The sequence below is a fragment of the Phocaeicola sp. genome (assembly GCF_057861905.1).
Genome location: NZ_DBMACV010000021.1, coordinates 21,273 through 41,289, shown reverse-complemented (window position 1 = coordinate 41,289; position 20,017 = coordinate 21,273). Strand labels below are relative to the sequence as shown.

Sequence of the window (20,017 nt, the reverse complement as noted above, 5' to 3'; positions counted from 1 at the left end):
TTTAATAGATTTGTTAAATTTAGAATGTAACTTGCAGACCAATTACGTATGAACGTGTAAATGGATATACAAACGAGTCGACGCCGGTATCTAAAATGTCAGATGAAAATTCCGGATCGATTCCTGAATACTTGGTGATGGTAAACAGATTTTCACCGCTTATATAGATTCTACATTTTTCGAGATATGCTTTCTTTGCCAGTGCGGACGGTAAAGTATATCCCAACTGTAATTGGCGCATACGGACAAAATTTCCATTTTCCAGGAAACGGTCGGATTCTCTGGTGTTCTGGTTAGGATCTCCCAATACGGCTCTTGGCATATCTGTATCCGTGTTTTGTGGTGTCCATGCATCTTTTGTCGTGGTAAACTGGTTAATTCCCGCGTCCATTGCTTCATAATACAGACGGTTTGCATTGTATAGTTTGGCTCCCCATGCGCTTCCCAACTGGAAAGAAAGGTCGAATCCTTTGTAAGCACCGCTGAATGATAAGTTCGCTTCTACTTTAGGTATGCCGGAACCACAATATTCTTTATCGTTGGCATCGATAACTCCATCTCCATTGAGGTCTTTAAAACGTATATCTCCGGCTTTTGCATCAGGTTGCAGACGTTCACCATCTTTGTTTACATAAGCTGCTGCTTCAGCATCGCTTTGGAATAGTCCGTCGGTACGATACAAAAAGAAGCTGGCTACCGGGTATCCCTTTAATGTTTGTGTGACGAAGTGGCCATCGCCTTTCCAGCCTGAGCCGTAAAGAACCTGGTTAGGATCTGCTTCCAGCATTTCGTTGCTGATAGTAGATAGATTGAAGCCAATATTGTAATCGAAGCCACTGATGCTGTTGGCGTAATTTAGTTCAAACTCAAATCCGCTGTTGCGCATTTTACCAACATTTACTGTCGGGTTATAAATACCGGCGGAAGGGGCCATGACCTTCTCGATAAGCAGGTCGCGGGTTACGTTATAATAATAGTTGATACTACCGCTCAGATGGTTGTTGAATAATCCGAAATCGAAGCCAATGTTCTTCGAATCGGTAGTTTCCCAGCGTAAATCGTCGTTTACTAAATAAAGATTTGACATACCTATCCATGGATTTCCGCCTTGTATATAACTCATCCATTGAGTATTGTCGTTTGTCATAGTTGGTGCATAATAGTATCCCAAGGCATTTTCATTTCCTAATTGTCCCCAGCTTGCGCGAAACTTTAAATTGCTTATGACTGTATTTTTAGGGAAGAAGTCTTCTTCGCTGATTCTCCATCCTACAGCAACGGATGGGAAGACCCCCCATCGGTTGTTTTTTCCGAACTTTGAGGAACCATCGGCGCGTACGGTAGCCTGCAATAAATACCTGCTTGCGAAAGAATAGTTCAAACGTCCAAAGAATGATGCACGATTATAATTGTAGAAAGTACCTGTACCATTGAATGTACCTCCGTTTCCAGCATTGATAGTGGGAGAGGTCGGATCGAAAAAGCCTGAGGGCTCTTCGTTGGAAATCAGTTGTCCGTTTTCTACTTTATAGACTGTTTTTTTACCTTCTACGGAAATGCTGCTTTCGTCTTGTCTGTTTGCAATAACGGAACTACCAGCCATTACTGTAACAGAATGTTTGTCGAATTCTTTATTGAAAGTCAGTACGTTTTCTAAAGTATGCGAATAAAAGTATGAATTGGCTTCATAATTGTAAGGATATAGGCGGGGCTCCTGTGAACTGGCTGTATATGCGTCATAGTGTGTCTTGGTTGTTGTATACAGGCCGTCGTAAGTGTATGAACTTTTGAAGGTAAGCCAGGGAGCAAAATGGATAGTCAGACCAATATTGCCTGTAATGTCATATCCGTTTGTTCTTGATTGCTTGAAATGATCGTCTGCCATGATGTTACGGTTGGTCGGGAACTCCATAGGAACACCATCAACGGTCATGTTAGTTAATCCGTAACCGGATGGCTGGCTTTCATCGTAAACAGGGACCAGTGGGCTTAAGGAGTACATTTCCTTCAGTGAGTACTGAGGTTGTTTGTTTCTTGTTGCCTTAAAGTTTAAGGTAGCATCGAAGTCGAAGATGTATTTTGACATATTCAGTTTCATGCGTGCATTATCCTGAATGTATGAGTTACTTCTTAATATGCCGTCTTCATCAGAATGACCGTATGATAAAGAATATTTTGCGTGTTCGGAACCTCCTATGAGGTTTACATAATAGTTTTGTGAAAATCCATTGCCTAATACTTGATCTTGCCAGTTTGTATTATAGCCTGTCGGGTTTTTAAGATTTCCGTTTGCATCTTTAAACGTCAGATAGCCGGGCTTTTCTTTATTGGCATTTTCATAAGCCATGTTGTTGACCTGCATATATCCGTCAGCATCCAGCATTTCGAATTTCTTTGCTGGCTGATTGAAGGTCATATATGTATTGAATGACACTTTTATTTCTCCTTGTTTGCCATTCTTTGTATTGACTATGACTACTCCATTTGCGGCAACAGAGCCATAAATGGCTGCAGCTGCTCCATCTTTTAATATTTCCATAGACTCAATATCTTGTGGGTTGATGGTATTGATATCTCCTGGATATCCGTCTATGATATAGAGCGGTTCATTGTCTCCCATTGTTTTGATACCTCGGATTTTTACTGAGATACCTGCTCCAGCATTACCTCCAGACTTTAAAACGCTGACTCCAGCGACTTTCCCTTGTAGGGCTTCTGTGGCACTGGTTGTAGCACGTTTCATCAAATCTTCGGATTTGATTGATGAAATGGCTCCGGTCATATCGCTTTTTTTCATCGTTCCGTAGCCTACCACTACAACTTCATCCAGCACTTCGGTATCTTCCTTTAGGGTGATTTTAAAGTTTTGCTGATTGTTGACAGCGATTTCCTGGGTTTGGAAGCCTACATAAGAGATAACAAGTGTACCATTGGGTGATACACTTAATTCAAAGTTTCCATCAAAGTCGGTAATTACTCCGTTGGTGGTTCCTTTTTCTAATACACTGGCTCCGATAACAGTCATTCCTGATGCGTCGAGCACTGTACCTTTCACTTGGATTGCTTGTGCGAATCCTGACATTGGAAACAATAAAGCAAGCAGAACTATTAGCTGCCATGCTTTGCTACAACTTCTTTTTTCCATTTGTGTTTTTTGTTTGTATTAAGGTTAGTCATTGAATTTTTTCGATGCTCAAATGTATTCAAAATGGAGGGTGATTATTCTTTTGGAAAGGTCACAAAGTGTCTACATAGGTGGAATTTGACGATGAAATAATGTCTACCTTGATTTTTGTAATAGTTTGATTACCAATAGGTATTTATGTCTACTTGTATCTACAAATGGAGTGTAATGGAGGTGGGCTGTATTTGGCGTTCTAAAATACTCAGAAAATAAAAATACCGGTAAAACTGTAGAAATCAATTTAACCGGTATCCTTTATATTTATAAAGATTAAATGGACTGAATGTAAGCAACGAGATCTGCTTCCGGTGATAATTCCAAAGCTTTCCGTAGGCGATATCGGTTCATATTGATTGTTTTGGGCGTGTTACCAGTAAGCATGGCAATTTCTTTGGTCGATAGATTTACACGTAGCAAGCTTGCCAGATGTTTTTCACCTTGTGTCAGGTTGGGATGTTGTTCGCTTAAGCGCGAAAGAAATTCTTTCATTTTTTCATCTATCGTTTGCAATGTCATACTGCTGTTTTTGTTGGTTGTCTGATATTGACTGATAAATGCATTAATTTTTTTCAGGTGTGGAATTAATTCTTGCTTTTCCATCCGGTATCCTTGTCGGACCTGTTCTTGTATTTTATCCAATAGTTCGTTTCGACTTTGAAGGAAAATGGCAAAATTAGTGGTTTCTTGTTTGCTGGTTTCTAATGCATGTTGTACGTTTTCCAATTCTGCTTTTTGCTGTTGCATCTTCAGCTTGGCTATTTCGTGTTCCGACTGTTCAATCTGGTATTGAGCGTTGAGCAGCTGAATTTTCTTTTTACGTCTGAAACGTTGCAATACCCTATAGTAATAAGGAGGATGGTAACAGTAAGAATTGTGATGATGTTACGGCGCAGCAATCTTATCTTATATTCTTGCTGCTGTAACTCTTCCTTTTGTTGTTGTGCTAACAGCTTTTCCTGTGCTATGCGCTGTTCAACAGTACGCAGTTTATTCTCACTTTGTATTTCTTTGCTTAGTGCGTACAGTGAGGTTTGTTTTTCATAGGCTGCTTGATAATTGCCAATAGCGCTGTATACTAGTGCCGAATACTCATAATTGTCGCATATAATACCTTTGGCTCCTATATTCTGTGCCAATTGGTAGGCCTTCTCGAGCGCGGTTATTGCTTGAGGATATTTATGAGCGTAATAATATAGTTTGCCCAAGTTATTGTAATTCTCTCCGAGCGACCAGATTGCGTTTAGGTGCTTGTTGATAATGATTGCTTCATTAATCCATTCCAGTTGCTTGTCAATATTCCCTTCGAAAAGACATAGGTTATTCAGATTGCTGGCTATGCTCTTTAGATTTTTTGAGGAACGATTTATTGCCAATGCTTGCTTCAGGAAGCGTTCTGCCTGTTGAAATTCATTAAGATATGTATGGATGATGCCTCTATTATTATAACATGAAGCAAGATTTGATGAATCAGACTCCATTTTAAATAATGAGATGGCTTTGTCACTTAGATTAATGGCTTTGCTATAGTCCCCTAAATTGCAATATCCTACGCTCATCAAATTGTAAATATGACCTTTTAACTTCTTGTCGTTCTTAGGTAGTAACTCATCTGCTTCATACAAGGCTTGAATGCATCCGTCGAAATCGCCCAGTAACTTTTCGGCTTGTGCATAAATATAGAGCGATTGTGCACGTAAAAGTGGAGAGTCTGTTTCCGTTCGGGCTTTTGTTGCATAATAAGCTGCCTGCTGGGGGCTAGTGTATAATTCCTTTTCGGCTTTTTCCAATAGCGCATTTATCGTCTTTTGAGGAGTGCCTGCATAGATGAATTTGAGGGAAAAAGATAGGAATATTACTATTGTTATATATAAACTAATGTTTTTCATGGTCATTTCTTGATTGGTACAAAGTTATAAAAACTCTTAGAATGATGAAAAAAAGCTACGAGAAACCGGATATTAACAAACATAGTAAATAATTGATTGATAACTTTTGGGATAAATAGATATTGCTTTTTGCAGAAAACCGTACCTTTGCACCTCGAATTTAAAACGACGTATATGTTATTGCCTTATTTGCATAAAGACCTGATTGAAGCCGGATGTGATGAAGCTGGACGAGGTTGTCTGGCAGGAGCCGTATATGCAGCAGCGGTAATCTTGCCTTCCGATTATGAAAACCAGCAGTTGAATGATTCTAAACAGTTGACGGAACATCAGCGTTACGCATTGCGTGAAGTGATAGAACGGGATGCAATAGCATGGGCTGTGGGGGTTGTTACGCCACAGGAAATCGACAAAATAAATATTCTGAATGCTTCTTTTCTGGCTATGCACCGTGCAATAGATCAGTTGAAGGTACGTCCGCAACATTTGTTGATTGACGGAAATCGGTTCAACAAGTATCAGGATCTTCCGCATACTACGGTTGTAAAAGGAGATGGCAAGTATTTGTCGATTGCTGCCGCCTCTATTTTGGCCAAAACTTATCGTGATGATTATATGAACCGGCTTGCCGAAGAATATCCTCAGTATGACTGGCAGAAGAATAAGGGCTATCCGACCAAGAAGCATCGGGAGGCAATCGCTCATTATGGCACGACTCCTTATCACCGGATGTCGTTTAATTTACTGGGAGACGGACAACTTTCATTCGATTTTTAAAAGAATTTTGTAGCTTTTGCTCCATAAATATGAACAGCCTGTTAATAACTTCGAGGTTATTAACAGGCTGTTCATATTTATAAGGCTATGTAATAAAGCTGAAACAGAATTGTCGCTCTATATTAAAAGCTCTGTCGCATATTCTTAAAACTGTTTCTGTTATTTTGCCCCGAAAAAATAAACCAATATAATATATATGAGAAAAATGTACAGGCAATGGTTATTCCTGACTGCTTTGCTTTGTCAGATGACAGTACAGGCCGCCGGAAATCAGGCTGTGGTAAAAGGAACAGTTAAAGATATGCAGGGCAATCCTATAAAGGGAGTCGTTGTAACGGATGGAAAGAATATGACGATAACCGATAGTTTGGGAATGTATTTGCTGGATACCGATCCGCTTCGTCAGCCGATGGTATATATTTCGACTCCGGCCGACTATGTACTTCCTGAAAAGAATGGAATAGCTGATGGCTTCTATCGTTATCAGGATGCAGGAAAAACAGAGAATCAGTGCGATTTTATTCTTCAAAAGCGAGAAAAGGGAACAGACGAGTTTGTCTTTATTCCGATATCTGATCCTCAGGCTAAAACAGAAAAGCAATTGGAACGTTTCCACACAGAAACAGTTCCCGATTTGGTTCATACAGTTGATTCGCTGAATGTTTCCGAAACGATTGGTATGCAACTGGGGGATTTGGTATGGGATGCCATGAATTTATATAAGCCTTATCGGACTACCATCTCGAATCTGGGACTGACCATGTTTCAGGTAATGGGAAACCATGACTTTAACTTGCAGTATGCCGATATGGAACGTACGGCAGAACCTGCGAAAGGATACGGAGAGAAGAACTATTATGAAATGTTCGGTCCTACGGATTACTCTTTCAATGTAGGAAAGGTGCATGTTATTGCTATGAAAGATATCGATTATGAAGGTGGTAAGAAGTACACAGAACGCTTTACTGAAGAACAACTTGAATGGTTGAAAAAAGATTTAAGTTATGTGCCCGAAGGAACTACTGTCTTTTTGAATCTTCATGCTCCGGTGGCGAATACTACAGTCGAAGGTGGAGATAATGTACGCAATGCCAATGCTTTGTTCCGTATCTTACGACCTTATAAGGTTCATATATTCTCCGGCCATACACATTTCTATGAAAATACGCTACCCGCAGCAGCCATATATGAGCATAATATAGGAGCAGCTTGCGGAGCCTGGTGGGCAGGTGACGTAAACCGTTGCGGTGCTCCTAACGGATACTTGGTAGTAACCGTAAAAGGGGATGATGTAAAATGGCGCTATAAGGCAACAGGGCGTCCGGCAGATTATCAGTTCCGTCTTTACAAACCGGGGGAATTTGAAACTCAGAAACAATATGTTGTAGCCAATATCTGGGATTGGGATATAGCATACACTGTAAACTGGTACGAAGACGGTGTGCTGAAAGGTGCCATGCAACAGTTCGATGATGAAGATCAGGATTATCTGAATATGGAAAATGGTAAGCGTACCGGTTATCATACCCGCCATTTGTTCCGTGCATGCCCTTCCAAACAGGCAAAGAAAATAAGGGTTGAGGTTAAGAATAGGTTTGGCAAAATTTTTACACAGGAAGTAGAATTGTAGAAATACCTGTTTTTTATTTTGATTATTCCCCCTTTCAGTCTGCGTGAAGATAGAAAGGGGGATTGTTTTTTCCGGCAGTCCTGTCTGTAAGAGTTCATTATCCGGTTGCTGCGATACATAAAAAGAGTGAAAACTTATTCTTAATACGAGGGATATTTTGTACTTTTGCATGTTGTAAAGCATGCACTCGATATATCAACTTTTAAACAAAATAATATTATGGCTAAGAAAGCTCTTTTAATGATTCTTGATGGTTGGGGATGTGGCGACCACAAGAAAGATGATGTGATCTTTAATACTCCTACTCCGTACTGGGACAGTTTGCTGGCAGAATATCCGCACTCACAGCTGCAGGCCAGCGGCGAAAACGTAGGTTTGCCTAACGGTCAGATGGGTAACTCTGAAGTAGGTCACCTGAATATCGGTGCCGGACGTATCGTTTATCAGGACTTGGTGAAGATCAACCGTGCTTGTGCCGACGGTAGCATCATGCAGAATAAAGAAATCGTTTCTGCTTTCTCTTACGCTAAGGAACATGGAAAGAATATCCATTTCATGGGATTGACTTCAAACGGTGGCGTACACTCTTCACTGGATCACCTGTTCAAGTTGTGCGACATCGCTAAAGAATACGGACTGGAAAATACATTTATTCATTGTTTCATGGATGGTCGTGATACAGACCCGAAGAGTGGCAAGGGCTTTATCGAACAGCTTACTGCTCACTGTGCACAGTCTGAAGGTAAGATTGCTTCTATCATCGGACGTTTCTACGCAATGGACCGTGACAAACGTTGGGCTCGTGTAAAAGAAGCTTACGATTTGCTGGTAAACGGTGTAGGTAAGAAGGTTACCGATATGGTTCAGGCTATGCAGGAATCTTACGATGAAGGTGTAACCGATGAATTTATCAAACCTATCGTAAACGCTAACTTCGATGGTACTATCAAGGAAGGTGATGTAGTTATCTTCTTCAACTACCGTAACGACCGTGCTAAGGAATTGACTATCGTGCTGACTCAGCAGGATATGCCGGAAGAAGGCATGAAGACTATTCCGGGATTGCAGTATTACTGTATGACTCCGTACGATGCTTCATTCAAGGGCGTTCACATCTTGTTCGACAAGGAAAATGTACAGAATACATTGGGCGAATACTTGGCTGCCAACGGAAAGACTCAGTTGCATATCGCTGAAACTGAAAAATATGCTCACGTTACTTTCTTCTTCAATGGTGGTCGCGAAACTCCGTACGATAACGAAGATCGTATCCTGGTTCCGAGTCCGAAAGTTGCTACTTACGACTTGAAGCCTGAAATGAGTGCTTACGAAGTAAAAGATAAACTGGTTGAGGCTATCAATACCAAGAAATACGATTTCATCGTAGTAAATTATGCTAACGGTGATATGGTTGGACATACTGGAATCTACGAAGCTATCGAAAAAGCTGTGAAGGCTATCGACGACTGTGTAAGAGATACTGTAGAAGCTGCCAAGGCTAATGACTATGAAGTCATCATCATTGCCGATCATGGTAATGCAGATCATGCATTGAATGAGGACGGCACTCCGAATACAGCTCACTCTTTGAATCCGGTTCCGTTTGTTTATGTAACAGCAAACAAGAACGCAAAGGTGGAAAACGGTGTATTGGCCGATGTCGCTCCTTCTATCTTGCACATCATGGGTATGGCTCAGCCTGCTGAAATGACCGGTAAAGACTTGATTAAGTAATTGATAAGTTCCTTTATATTCTTTATATCAAAAGGGGAATAGCTTGTTGGGCTATTCCCCTTTTTTGATTGAAACAGCTTGCTTCCCGTTTTCTCCGAATCGGACTCTCGGACATTTCTTCGTATTATTGCTTCTCTGTGTATAGGTAAACTCCTTGCAATAATTTTTTGTTATATGATAAAATTCTGTAATTTTAGGCTCTGAGGGTAATGACTGTCCTTTTACTTGTTATGTCTGGTGTTATTAATTGGCTACCTTGACAGCTGTAGTTGGCAGTCGGTTGACTCATCTTGAATCGAACTTATGAAATATACTTATGACGAACCGGCAATTGGATTTTGAGCATATCCATAGAGTGGAAAATCTCACATACGAACCTTTGGAAAAGAAATACATTAGAGTACAGGTTGTAGGAACTGCATTGACTTATATATGCCTTATGCTTTTTTCCCTGTTCTTCCTTTTTGCGGAAGAACTTCCTTATCGTATTTTCATTGTTGGGGGTGTGGAATGTCTGTTGCTTTGTGCTGCTGTTATCAATTTGATGCTTCTTCCTAAAGCGTATGCCTATAAAGGATTTGCTTTTCGTGAGCATGACATCACCTACCGGTCCGGACTCTTTTTCCCTTCTGTCGTAACGATTCCTTTGGGTAAGGTACAACAAGTGAGTATACGGCAGAATCCTGTCAGTAAGCTATTCGGTTTGTATTCGATTGCTATCGTAAACGGCGCACAGTTTAAGGCAGAAACGGTTATTCCGGGACTGACAGAAGCAAGAGCAAACGAAATGAAAACAATTATAATGGAGTACATACAACATGGAAAGATCCGGTGATTTCTCTGCGCCACGCAGAATGAGCAAGAGCGCCTATGCCATATTTTTTGTAAAGGAGTTGCGCCGTTATATCAGTCTGTTTCTTATTCTGATGCTTCTTTATGTGTTCGATCCTGAAAAACATCGTTCCTTCATGGAAACAATGGAAGCACTGTTGTATGTATCTGTTGGGTATCTGCTGCTTGCAACAGTCGTGGCTTTTATCAGTTATTATTACAAGAAATATTATATTAAGAACGGAAATCTGATTTTTATCTATGGATTATTTAAAAATGAAACAATCATACCCTTGCATAAGGTACAGTCGTTGAGAACCCGACGGGGCTTTATGTATCGGTTGTTTGATATGAAAGGAGTTTCATTCGATACGCTTGCTTCGAAAACAGCGGAAGTAGAACTGATTCTGGATTATAAAGACTGGAATATGTTGCTCGAAAAGATTGAGCAACAGGAACAGGTGCCGGAGGAAGATAAGCAATCGGTAGAAGAGAATGTGATGACCAAGGAATCGAAGTCTGTCAATGATAAATGTATTCTGAAACTGAGTAATCTGAATCTGATAAAAGGAGCCTTTTGTCAGAACCATTTTAAGGGAATGGTTGTGCTGTTGGGTATTCTGTTTACTTTCTACGATAAAATACTCTCGGCAAGCGATAGAATCTTGAATCTCTTCATCGATTATGTCAGTGAACATGCCGATTATACTTCCCTCTCGGTCACGGTGTTCGTTATGCTTCTTCTCATATTGTATGTTATTGTAATGGTATTATGGATCGTGAAAGTATTTATGCGGTATTATAACATGGAGATACATATGGATAAGGCCCAGCTCTTTTTCGAGAGTGGCTTGTTTACACGGTTCAGTAGTCGCTTTTCGTACGATAAGGTGTGCACGGTTTATGTAAAACAAAATATTATAGAGAAATATCTGGGATGCTGTACTGTCATGTTGAAACAGGCATTCAATGCTACTGAAAAAAAGGATGAGAGCGATGTAAAGATATACGGCTCGAATTTCTCCGGGCATTTCCTGAACTGGTGGCTGGGTAAGGATTATGCTTCTTCGCAAACGATTCTGTCGGCGAAATCAGGGAAAGGAGTGATTGGTTATACCGTGCGGTTTGATATTCCTGTTTCACTGATTGTTTGTGCCGTACTATGTTATTGCAAATTATATCCGTGGTTGGCAATACCTGTTGCGTATATGCTTATATCTTTGGTAAAGGGAGTTTGGGCAGCTCGCCGGAGTAGTATCACATTGAAAGATGATTATGTTGAAATACATAACGGTAAGTTGGCCGATGTCAGGAACTACATTAAATACGCCAATGTGGAAGTGGCCTGCCTGAGACAAACTCTGTTTACTCCTTTCTTTCATCGTGTGAATTTGATTGTTTCTACTAATGGAACTTCCTTTGTGGTAAGAAGTTTGAAAGAAAAAGAGGCAAACGATGTCTATGAGTATCTGATAGGTAATAGCCGGTCATAGGAAGCAATCAAAACCTAAAGTGACAAAAAATGTGAGTCCGATATAAAATCGGGTAAATGGCAAGTTTGCATTCCTTCACTTTCTATTACAGCACAAAGTACTACGCTCTTATTATGCAGGTAATACCTACTTTTAGGTATATTGTGTGGCTGCTGTGCCATACTTTTTTGTATTTTTGCGGTATAATATAAAAAGGTATACTATAACGAAATGGTACAGATAGACGATGTGATAGTCAGCCTGGATGTTTTCCGCGAGAAATTTCTGTGTAACCTCGATGCCTGTAAAGGGGAATGTTGCATAGAAGGTGATGCAGGTGCACCGGTAGAATTGGAAGAAGTAGAGAAACTGGAAGAGGTATTACCCGTAGTATGGGACGATCTCTCACCCGAGGCGCGTGAGATTATCGATAAACAAGGAGTGGTTTATACCGATTCGGATGGTGATCTGGTTACTTCTATCGTAAACGGAAAGGACTGCGTATTTACGTGTTACGATGAAAAGGGATATTGTTACTGCGCAATCGAAAAAGCCTACCGGGAAGGACGTTGTAATTTCTATAAGCCGATATCGTGCCATTTATATCCTATACGTGTAGGCGACTACGGGCCTTATAAGGCAGTAAACTACCATCGGTGGGATGTTTGTAAGGCAGCCGTTTTGTTAGGCAAGAAAGAGAATGCCCCTGTTTACAAGTTCTTGAAGGAGCCTTTGGTACGTAAATTTGGCGAAGCATGGTATGCCGAGCTGGAAAACGTAGCGGAAGAATTGGAAAAGCAACATATTATTTAGTAGATAGCAAGTTGGTGCAGAGAGAGCAGGGGCAGGAATGCCTTGTTTTACTCTGCACCTTTTTTATATAAGAAAAGATGCCTTATTTTAATTTGAACCGTACGGTTTTTATAGGACGCAAGTAATAATCGACAGTCTTCCCGGCATCGAGAATGCGGTTGTTTGCCAGACTGAAAGTCGATTGTCCGTTGTTGCAGAGGTAACGCGCTCCGTCGGTATATTTAAACCAGTCGAATCCGTATTCGGAGATGAATTTATTCAGTTCATTTACCGTCCCCTGAAATTGAGTTCGGAAAGCTGTCGCCTCCTCTGTTGTAAACATTCTCCATCCACTGATATCGTCTTTTTCATAGGCCTCCAGCAGTCCGGGAGCATCTGCTGCCAGTGTATACCATTGGTCGGGTGCAATAAGGATAGCCTTGCTTTCGGTAGCCGACAGTGATGTGACCTGCCAGACATAAAAATACCCCCATATCGTATCGGCATCTGGTAGCTCTGGGACGATGAATGTATCGGTTTCTTCTGTATCATCTGGTGTTTCCGTATCGTCGGTATTGCCCGAACCGTTGCCTCCTGTTCCACCGTCTGTATGATCATCTCCGCCTTCGTCGGGAAGAATTTCATCAAATCCGAATTCACAATCTACTTCCGGTTGCCAGCCTTCAGCCTGAAATTCTCCGTCGAGCGATACGCCTCCTTTATAATATCCGGTAAAATGATAGGGATATCCTGCTTTCAGATTGGCTTGATACGTATAGCCGTAAGTTTCATTGCTGTCGGGCAGCTCTATGTTTATCGAGAGGTGCGTCTGCGAACTCTCGTTCGGGAAGATATATACCGCATCGCTTATCCAGCGGTTGCCTTCTTTCCGGCATGAAACGGTACATTGGCGTTTGTCGTTCTTGTTATCTCCATTGAATGAGATGCCTGAACTGACCGGAGATACATTGACCTCTGTCGTGATGGCATTGTCGGGGATTCCGTAAAGTGTAAACGTAAGCGAAGCTACCACATACGACAAAGTTACAGAAATTCGGGTAGATTGAGTCAGATTGATACTGGCCTTTCCCATTTGTAACGGTTTATCCGACCGGTTATTATTGTTCAGCGTGATGTAACTGTCGGGAATGATTTCGAGGGGATAGGAATAGTTGTCGTCCGTCAGTCCCGACAATAATACAAGTGTGTATTTCCCTTTCGGCATCGACGCGCTGTATTCACTGGTTTCTTCGGAGATGCTTTCCTGCGAAATGCAGTTGTTTTTGTCGTCGAACATATAGAGCGACAGCGGATAATTTATTTTAGCGTTGTCTTGACTGCCGATATTCAATTGCAAGGTGTACGTAACTTCGCTTTCGGTTTCTCCGGTTGTTCCGTTTTCTTCTTGTTCCAACTGGTATTCTCCACAGGCACAAAGCAGAAACAGGCAGGTAGTAAAAAAGATATTTTTCATCGTTTCCATAGATAGCTTATTGCTTTTTCTCTTTACTAACGCAAGTTGATGAAAAAATGTACCGTATGATGAATTTTTTTTCGGGAGGATGGAGATTTTTCTTCGCTGGGAGAGAACTAAAATTTGTACAAATTTTCGAAGTTTTTGTACAAAAAATAAAAAAATGTCCCGAAGTTTTTTCGGAAAGAAAGTTTGGAGTATCCGAAAACGTCGGGACATCTCTATAAACGTAAGATGTAGCTATTTTTGTACCTCTTCCATTACTCTCAGGAAATTTCCTCCCCATATCAGGTGGAGGTCGGCTTCGCTGTAGCGTTCATAAAGTAACCGGCGTGTCAGATTGATCAGTTCCGAAGAATCGTTGCAGCCGATGATACCTCCGTCGCCGTCGAAATCGGTTCCGATACCCACATGTTCTATTCCCATGATGTTGACCATGTGATGCAGGTGCTCGATGGCATCGCAGATAGTTGCCGGTGCGTCCGAGCGGAGAAAACCGCCGTACAGACAAACCTGTACGACTCCTCCCTTGCGGGCGATGGCTTTCAGTTGGTCGTCGGTCAGGTTGCGCGGATGGTCGCACAGTGCGCGGCAGGAAGAATGGGAGCAGACAACCGGCTGGCTGCTTATCTCCAGCGTATCGTAGAAGGTCTGTTCGCCTGCATGCGACAAGTCGACCATCATACCGGTACGGTTCATTTCACGGATAACCTGTTCGCCGAAAGGCGTTACACCGATATGTTCGTCATTGTATCGTGCCGATCCGCAGATATCGTTGTTACCGTTGTGACAGAGTGTCATGTATACTACTCCGCGCTTGCGGAAGCGCTCTACATTCGTCAAATCTTTTCCGATGGCATATCCGTTTTCTATTCCCAGCATGATAGCTTTTTTACCTTCCCGTTTCAAGCGATAGAGGTCGGCGGGTGTGTAAGCAATATCTACCGCCGTGCAGTTCATGGCAACCATACGCTCTATTTCATTCAGCAACTGGTCGGCTTTGGCTGTCGCAGCCAGTAAGGCTTCGTCGGTACGTTCCTTTTGTGCCAGATAAGCCACCATGATGGTTGCATCCTGACGTCCTTCGGTCATCTTGTGTAAGTCGACCTTTATCTTAGGGTCGCGTGTGGCAAAGTTGATGTTTTGCCCGAAAAACATCGGTGTGTCGCAGTGCGTGTCCAGCGTAAGTATGCGGTGGTGCATCCGTTTTGCCTGGCGGAAAGAAGTAGCCTCCTGCAACAGCCATTCGAAGAGCGGCATCATGTATTCATCATCGTTCAGGATAAAGCATTCGGGATGCCATTGTACACCCAGCATCGACTTATATTCTGTACTTTCTATTGCCTCTGCCACGTTGTCGGTGGCGCGGGCCGAAATACGGAATCCCGGAGCCGCTTCGTTTACTGCCTGATGGTGGAACGAATTGACTGGCAGAGAGGTTGTCTTCATGATTCGTGCCAGCAGGCTGTCGTCTTCTATCTGTATGGTGTGGGATGCGAAGGCACGGTCCATATCCTGACTGTGCTTGATGCGCGTACCTTCCATTTGTACGTGAATATCCTGATAGATGCTTCCCCCAAGTGCTACGTTCATGATCTGCATACCCCGGCAAATACCTAATATCGGAATCTGGCGGTTAGCTGCAAGTCGGGTAAGAAGTAGTTCCTGACGGTCGCGGTAAGGGTTTATGCTGTGTAATTCTTTTACCGGCTCTTCGTGCAAGAACAGCGGATTTATATCTCCTCCTCCTGTCAGAAGTAGTCCGTCGAGACTGTCGAGTAAGCTTATCAGAATGTCAGTATTTTCGAAAGGAGGAATGATGAACGGAACACCTCCTGCTTTCAGAATGGAAGTATAATATCCAGGGGCAAGCGTTAAGTTTCCGTCACTGAAATTACCGGTAATTCCGATGACCGGTGCATCTTTATGATTTGGAAATCGGCTGTGGAGTACCTTGTAGTCCGCTTCGATGTCAAATGTTTGAAACGTTTTCATAAGTTAATATTTCGTAGAAACCGAACAAATATAGAGATAAATTCAGATTTATTTTTCATATTTGCTAAAAATCTAATGGTATGGAATTGATTCGAACCCTTACCCAGTTGGTGAATAATTTGCGTTCGCTTGGCATCCGCCGGCGAGTTGCAGTAGTATGTCCCAATGACCCCCATACGGAATACGTTATCATTCGTAGTCTGCGTGAAGAAATAGCAGAATATCTTCTGGTCACCGATGAGGCGCATGCTGAAGTGGCACATAGCCTGCATGCAGCTTCTCCCGATTTTGTCCGTATATATATTACTTCCACCCCCGATGAAGCGGCTGCTCTTGCTGTGGAACTGGTGCGAACCGGTGAGGCCGACATCCTGATGAAGGGGCTTATTAATACCGACAACCTGCTGCGTGCTGTGCTGAAAAAAGAAAAAGGTCTGTTGCCTCCAGGAGGTATTTTAAGTCATGTAGCTATAGCACAGATACCTCTTTATCATAAACTGCTGTTGTTTTCGGATGCTGCCGTCATTCCTCGTCCCGGTTTGGCGCAGTTTCGGGCGATGATAGCCAATGATATCGCCTTGTGCCGTAAGTTGGGCAACGAAGAGCCTCGGGTGGCGCTGATACATTGTTCGGAAAAAGTAAACGAAAAGTTTCCTCATACGCTGGATTATGTACAACTGAAAGAAGAGGCCAGACTTGGGAAATTTGGTACTGCTTTCATCGACGGCCCCATGGATGCCAAGACAGCCTGCGACCGCCATAGCGGGGAGATAAAGGGACTGAGTTCGCCGGTTATCGGAAATGCGGATATCATGATTTTCCCGAATATTGAATCTGGCAATACATTTTATAAAACCCTTTCGCTGTTTGGTGATGCGAACATGGCCGGCATGCTTACAGGTACCGTTGCCCCGGTGGTAGTTCCTTCGCGCAGCGATTCGGGAAACTCTAAGTTTTATAGCCTTGCACTGGCGTGTCTGGCTGGTTCTCAAAACGATTAATATTGACCTTATATGAAAATACTTGTTATAAATCCCGGCTCAACCTCTACCAAGCTGGCCGTGTACGAAGATGACAAGCAGGTGTGGAGAGAAAGTGTGTTTCACTCTGCTAAAGATTTGTCGGAGTTTCATCATATCAATGAACAGTATGAATATCGTCGCCGGCATGTGACGGAGGCTTTACAGAAGGCGGGAATTCCCTTATGCTTCGATGCCATCATTGCACGTGGCGGGCTGCTCAAACCTACACTGGGAGGAGTATATCGGATCAATGAACGCATCAAGCATGATTTGTGGTATGCGGATATGGAACATGCGTCGAACCTGGCTGCCTTGATAGCCGACGAACTGGCTGCTTCGGCTGGATGTCCGGCTTTCATTGCCGATCCGGTTGTCACCGACGAGCTTTGTGACGTGGCACGTCTGACCGGTATTCCGGAGATTCCTCGTATCTCTATCTTCCATGCGCTGAACAGCAGGGCAGTTTCCCGTAATTATGCGGCACGGATAGGCCGGAAATATGAAGAACTCGACCTGATTGTCGTTCATTTGGGTGGGGGCATTTCGGTCAGTGCGCATCATCATGGTAAGGTTATCGACGTGAACAATGCATTGAACGGTGAGGGACCGTTCAGTCCGGAACGTGCGGGTACTATTCCGGCACGGCAGCTCGTCGATTTGTGCTTCAGCGGAAAATATACTTATCAGGAGATACGTAAGATGCTGAATGGCAGGGGAGGTTTACTGGCACATTTAGGTACAACGGATGTTCCAACTATTGTCCGGTGGGCACACGCAGGCGATAAGAAACATAAACTGGTGCTGGAAGCCATGATTTATACGGTTGCCAAGCAGGTAGGAGCCATGCATGTCGCTTTACACGGGCAGACAGATGCCGTCATTCTGACGGGGGGAATTGCCAATAATAAGTATTGTGTGTCCTTGCTGCGCGAGTGGCTGGAAGGTATCGCGCGTATCGTTGTCATTCCGGGCGAGGATGAAATGGGAGCACTTGCCATGAATGCGCTGGGAGCCTTGAGAGGAGAGTTGCCATTGCAGGAGTATAATCCCTGAAAGTTTATAGAAAACACCGCTTCCACCGGTCTTGACTGATTAAAATATCAGGTCAGGCCGATGGAAGCGGTGTGAAGGGACTGCTATCGTTGAGGGATTGCTCTCCCGTCAAGATTCGTATTCGTGTTTGCGCTTAGGATTCATTGGGAACCATCCTTTCAGAACCCGCTCACGTTGTTCGAATACTTCTTTAATTGTCCAAAAAGAAGAAAAGGAGAATACGCCCAATAGAGTAGAAATCAACAGGTCGCTGACGAGCAGTGAACCAATGATTCCCGCAATGCCCAGTAGCAGAAACCACCACCAGCAACGCGTTCCCCAATAATATTCGGCTTTAACCACAACCGGATGAAATAATCCTATAATCAGGAATGTGCATATACCTATCACGATTCCTTCAAAGTGGAGAGTTGAAAGCCATTCCATCTCTTAATTATTTGCGGATAGGAATTTCTTTTTTGATACTCTGCTCCAGTGAAATCAATGTTTCCGTTGCAGTTACACCCGGTATTTCCTGTATTTTTGAGTTCAGTAATTCCATCAGGTGCTCGTTGTCTGTAGAATATAGTTTAGTCAACATTGTGTACGGTCCTGTTGTAAAGTGGCATTCTACGATTTCAGGAATCTTTTCCAGCTCTGCTACTACACTTTTGTACATAGAACCTTTTTCCAGTTTAATTCCCACATAGGTGCAAGTGCTGTATCCTAAGCTCTTGGGATTTACATGGTAGCCTGAGCCTATAATGACCCCTAAGTCTATCAGTCGCTGTACACGTTGGTGGATGGCTGCGCGCGAAACTCCGCAATCGGCGGCAACGTCTTTAAACGGAATACGAGCATTCTGAGAAATAATTTCCAGAATCTGTTTGTCTAGGTTATCAATTTTTTCCATAATAAGCAATCTATATTATCATTTTGTAAGCAAATATAGAAAAACTTTTTTATAAGTCTTATAGAAACCGACGAAAAACATAATTTTTTTACTAAAAAGAACAAAAAATAGTAGCTATTGGTATATAAGTTCTTCGATTTCTGCTATTTTTCGTCTTCTTTCGAAGGAAAATGTATCACTGTGTGAATCCAGATAGTTCATCAGAAACAATGCTTTCTGGTATAAGATTTTTCTTTCTTGAGGCGACTGCTGGATAGAGGCGTCGTAACATAGCAAGTCGGAAAGCATTTCTATGCGATGCAGGAATTCTTTCTCCGGAAATTCTGTTTGTAGATAAGAAAGTATGTATTCAGCACCTTGTTCGTAGAAGAAACTTTCAGGTTGACGGAAATAGGCACGATACATACTGTGGATATCTATCCGTAATGTTTCTACCGGCTTGGTGGCTTTCTCTTCTTTCAGTTTTTCCAATGCTTCGAAAAACTGTCTGATTAATCGCATAATGTAATCTCGTTCTAACATATCCTGCTCTATTTTTATATCGTAATTGGCAGGGCAAAGATAGATAGTTTTTCCGGACGGACGTTCTTCTTTGGGGCAATGTTTGGAAATCCTTCTCGAAATGAGCCTTGTAGTCGTGTTTTTTTGTGTTAACTTTCCCCGTCATGTTCTCATTTCTTCTATCTTTGTGGAGTTAAATTTTATAAATCTTTTAAAACATGCACCCGCTGGATTTGTTTAAATATTGTCCCAAGTGCGGATCTTCTCATTTCGAAATACGGAACGAGAAAGCAAAAAAGTGTGCTGACTGCGGCTTTACTTATTATTTTAATTCGAGTGCTGCTACAGTAGCTTTTATTTTGAATGGTAAAAATGAACTTTTGGTCTGCCGTCGAGGCAAGGATCCTGCAAAGGGAACACTCGACCTTTCAGGTGGTTTTATTGACATGGCAGAAACCGGAGAGGAAGGAGTTGCTCGTGAAGTACGTGAGGAAACCGGACTACAAGTGGTACAGGCTACTTACCTGTTTTCTCTTCCCAATACTTATTTGTATTCGGGATTTTTAGTACATACCCTCGATTTGTTTTTCCTTTGCCGGGTAGCAGACGACAGCCGGTTGATGGCAATGGATGATGTGGCCGACTCGTTCTGGATGCCTTTGGATCAGATAAATCCGGAAGAATTCGGACTTGATTCCGTACGTAAGGGCGTTGCTCGTTTCCTGAAAGAGCATAAAAATAAATAAGAACAATAATATTCTATCAAGATATAGA

15 protein-coding genes and 1 pseudogene are annotated in these 20,017 nt (G+C 42.4%); 9 read left to right on the top strand and 7 right to left on the bottom strand.

Annotated elements, in window-relative coordinates; all coding sequences use genetic code 11:
• Positions 1–19 precede the first annotated feature (19 nt).
• Both ACZM60_RS06115 and ACZM60_RS06110 read right to left on the bottom strand, forming a co-directional pair.
• On the bottom strand, positions 20–3,145 hold the full coding sequence (locus ACZM60_RS06115) for a SusC/RagA family TonB-linked outer membrane protein (protein WP_340318725.1): 3,126 nt from the start codon (positions 3,143–3,145) through the stop codon (positions 20–22).
• A 309-nt stretch (positions 3,146–3,454) separates the two neighbouring features.
• Positions 3,455–5,070, bottom strand: a pseudogene (locus ACZM60_RS06110) (tetratricopeptide repeat protein).
• A gap of 174 nt (positions 5,071–5,244) precedes the next feature.
• Here ACZM60_RS06110 and rnhB point away from each other — a divergent pair.
• The 6 genes from rnhB to ACZM60_RS06080 all read left to right on the top strand — a co-directional run bounded on the left by rnhB (position 5,245) and on the right by ACZM60_RS06080 (position 12,327).
• Entirely contained in the window at positions 5,245–5,847 is a 603-nt protein-coding gene (rnhB, locus tag ACZM60_RS06105; RefSeq protein ID WP_340318727.1) for a ribonuclease HII, read from the top strand.
• 196 nt (positions 5,848–6,043) lie between these two features.
• On the top strand, positions 6,044–7,477 hold the full coding sequence (locus ACZM60_RS06100) for a calcineurin-like phosphoesterase C-terminal domain-containing protein (protein WP_489521053.1): 1,434 nt from the start codon (positions 6,044–6,046) through the stop codon (positions 7,475–7,477).
• 219 nt (positions 7,478–7,696) lie between these two features.
• Positions 7,697–9,211 (top strand): 2,3-bisphosphoglycerate-independent phosphoglycerate mutase, encoded by a 1,515-nt coding sequence (gpmI, locus tag ACZM60_RS06095; RefSeq protein ID WP_489521052.1) that lies wholly within the window; start codon positions 7,697–7,699, stop codon positions 9,209–9,211.
• A gap of 316 nt (positions 9,212–9,527) precedes the next feature.
• On the top strand, positions 9,528–10,046 hold the full coding sequence (locus ACZM60_RS06090) for a PH domain-containing protein (RefSeq protein WP_489521051.1): 519 nt from the start codon (positions 9,528–9,530) through the stop codon (positions 10,044–10,046).
• The gene (locus ACZM60_RS06085; RefSeq protein WP_489521050.1) at positions 10,030–11,535 is read left to right on the top strand and encodes a PH domain-containing protein; all 1,506 of its coding nucleotides are present in this window, start codon (positions 10,030–10,032) and stop codon (positions 11,533–11,535) included. Before ACZM60_RS06090 ends, ACZM60_RS06085 begins: the two co-directional genes overlap by 17 nt.
• Before the next feature lie 210 nt (positions 11,536–11,745).
• Positions 11,746–12,327: a DUF3109 family protein gene (locus ACZM60_RS06080; RefSeq protein ID WP_489521049.1), complete on the top strand. Its 582-nt coding sequence runs from the start codon at positions 11,746–11,748 to the stop codon at positions 12,325–12,327.
• A gap of 82 nt (positions 12,328–12,409) precedes the next feature.
• Here the strand turns inward: ACZM60_RS06080 and ACZM60_RS06075 are convergent, their stop codons facing one another.
• Together ACZM60_RS06075 and ACZM60_RS06070 are read right to left on the bottom strand one after the other, a co-directional pair.
• The gene (locus tag ACZM60_RS06075) at positions 12,410–13,789 is read right to left on the bottom strand and encodes a FimB/Mfa2 family fimbrial subunit (RefSeq protein WP_489521048.1); all 1,380 of its coding nucleotides are present in this window, start codon (positions 13,787–13,789) and stop codon (positions 12,410–12,412) included.
• Positions 13,790–14,020: 231 nt separating this feature from the next.
• A complete protein-coding gene (locus ACZM60_RS06070) occupies positions 14,021–15,775 on the bottom strand; it encodes a membrane dipeptidase (protein ID WP_489521047.1) in 1,755 nt (584 codons plus the stop codon).
• An 80-nt stretch (positions 15,776–15,855) separates the two neighbouring features.
• On the opposite strand from ACZM60_RS06070, the gene ACZM60_RS06065 reads away from it, so the two are divergent.
• Both ACZM60_RS06065 and buk read left to right on the top strand, forming a co-directional pair.
• A complete protein-coding gene (locus ACZM60_RS06065; protein ID WP_021971644.1) occupies positions 15,856–16,776 on the top strand; it encodes a phosphate acyltransferase in 921 nt (306 codons plus the stop codon).
• A gap of 12 nt (positions 16,777–16,788) precedes the next feature.
• A complete protein-coding gene (gene buk, locus ACZM60_RS06060) occupies positions 16,789–17,850 on the top strand; it encodes a butyrate kinase (protein WP_489521046.1) in 1,062 nt (353 codons plus the stop codon).
• 108 nt (positions 17,851–17,958) lie between these two features.
• Here buk and ACZM60_RS06055 read toward each other — a convergent pair whose 3' ends face one another.
• The 3 genes from ACZM60_RS06055 to ACZM60_RS06045 all read right to left on the bottom strand — a co-directional run bounded on the left by ACZM60_RS06055 (position 17,959) and on the right by ACZM60_RS06045 (position 19,264).
• Positions 17,959–18,276: a DUF4491 family protein gene (locus ACZM60_RS06055; protein ID WP_340318733.1), complete on the bottom strand. Its 318-nt coding sequence runs from the start codon at positions 18,274–18,276 to the stop codon at positions 17,959–17,961.
• Positions 18,277–18,283: 7 nt separating this feature from the next.
• Entirely contained in the window at positions 18,284–18,742 is a 459-nt protein-coding gene (locus ACZM60_RS06050) for an Lrp/AsnC family transcriptional regulator (RefSeq protein WP_021971641.1), read from the bottom strand.
• Positions 18,743–18,856: 114 nt separating this feature from the next.
• A complete protein-coding gene (locus ACZM60_RS06045) occupies positions 18,857–19,264 on the bottom strand; it encodes a hypothetical protein (protein ID WP_489521045.1) in 408 nt (135 codons plus the stop codon).
• 197 nt (positions 19,265–19,461) lie between these two features.
• Between ACZM60_RS06045 and ACZM60_RS06040 the strand changes: the two genes are divergently transcribed.
• Positions 19,462–19,989, top strand: a complete 528-nt coding sequence (locus ACZM60_RS06040) for an NUDIX hydrolase (RefSeq protein WP_021971639.1) — start codon at positions 19,462–19,464, stop codon at positions 19,987–19,989.
• Positions 19,990–20,017: the final 28 nt, after the last annotated feature.

What these genes read in the sequence shown, in the direction of transcription:
- ACZM60_RS06045 (WP_489521045.1), bottom strand. Translation starts at nt 19,264, where the DNA reads ATGTTAGAACGAGATTACATTATGCGATTAATCAGACAGTTTTTCGAA.
- ACZM60_RS06075 (WP_489521048.1), bottom strand. Translation starts at nt 13,789, where the DNA reads ATGGAAACGATGAAAAATATCTTTTTTACTACCTGCCTGTTTCTGCTT.
- ACZM60_RS06100 (WP_489521053.1), top strand. Translation starts at nt 6,044, where the DNA reads ATGAGAAAAATGTACAGGCAATGGTTATTCCTGACTGCTTTGCTTTGT.
- ACZM60_RS06050 (WP_021971641.1), bottom strand. Translation starts at nt 18,742, where the DNA reads ATGGAAAAAATTGATAACCTAGACAAACAGATTCTGGAAATTATTTCT.
- ACZM60_RS06085 (WP_489521050.1), top strand. Translation starts at nt 10,030, where the DNA reads ATGGAAAGATCCGGTGATTTCTCTGCGCCACGCAGAATGAGCAAGAGC.
- ACZM60_RS06070 (WP_489521047.1), bottom strand. Translation starts at nt 15,775, where the DNA reads ATGAAAACGTTTCAAACATTTGACATCGAAGCGGACTACAAGGTACTC.
- ACZM60_RS06040 (WP_021971639.1), top strand. Translation starts at nt 19,462, where the DNA reads ATGCACCCGCTGGATTTGTTTAAATATTGTCCCAAGTGCGGATCTTCT.
- gpmI (WP_489521052.1), top strand. Translation starts at nt 7,697, where the DNA reads ATGGCTAAGAAAGCTCTTTTAATGATTCTTGATGGTTGGGGATGTGGC.
- ACZM60_RS06080 (WP_489521049.1), top strand. Translation starts at nt 11,746, where the DNA reads ATGGTACAGATAGACGATGTGATAGTCAGCCTGGATGTTTTCCGCGAG.
- ACZM60_RS06065 (WP_021971644.1), top strand. Translation starts at nt 15,856, where the DNA reads ATGGAATTGATTCGAACCCTTACCCAGTTGGTGAATAATTTGCGTTCG.
- rnhB (WP_340318727.1), top strand. Translation starts at nt 5,245, where the DNA reads ATGTTATTGCCTTATTTGCATAAAGACCTGATTGAAGCCGGATGTGAT.
- ACZM60_RS06090 (WP_489521051.1), top strand. Translation starts at nt 9,528, where the DNA reads ATGACGAACCGGCAATTGGATTTTGAGCATATCCATAGAGTGGAAAAT.
- ACZM60_RS06055 (WP_340318733.1), bottom strand. Translation starts at nt 18,276, where the DNA reads ATGGAATGGCTTTCAACTCTCCACTTTGAAGGAATCGTGATAGGTATA.
- buk (WP_489521046.1), top strand. Translation starts at nt 16,789, where the DNA reads ATGAAAATACTTGTTATAAATCCCGGCTCAACCTCTACCAAGCTGGCC.
- ACZM60_RS06115 (WP_340318725.1), bottom strand. Translation starts at nt 3,145, where the DNA reads ATGGAAAAAAGAAGTTGTAGCAAAGCATGGCAGCTAATAGTTCTGCTT.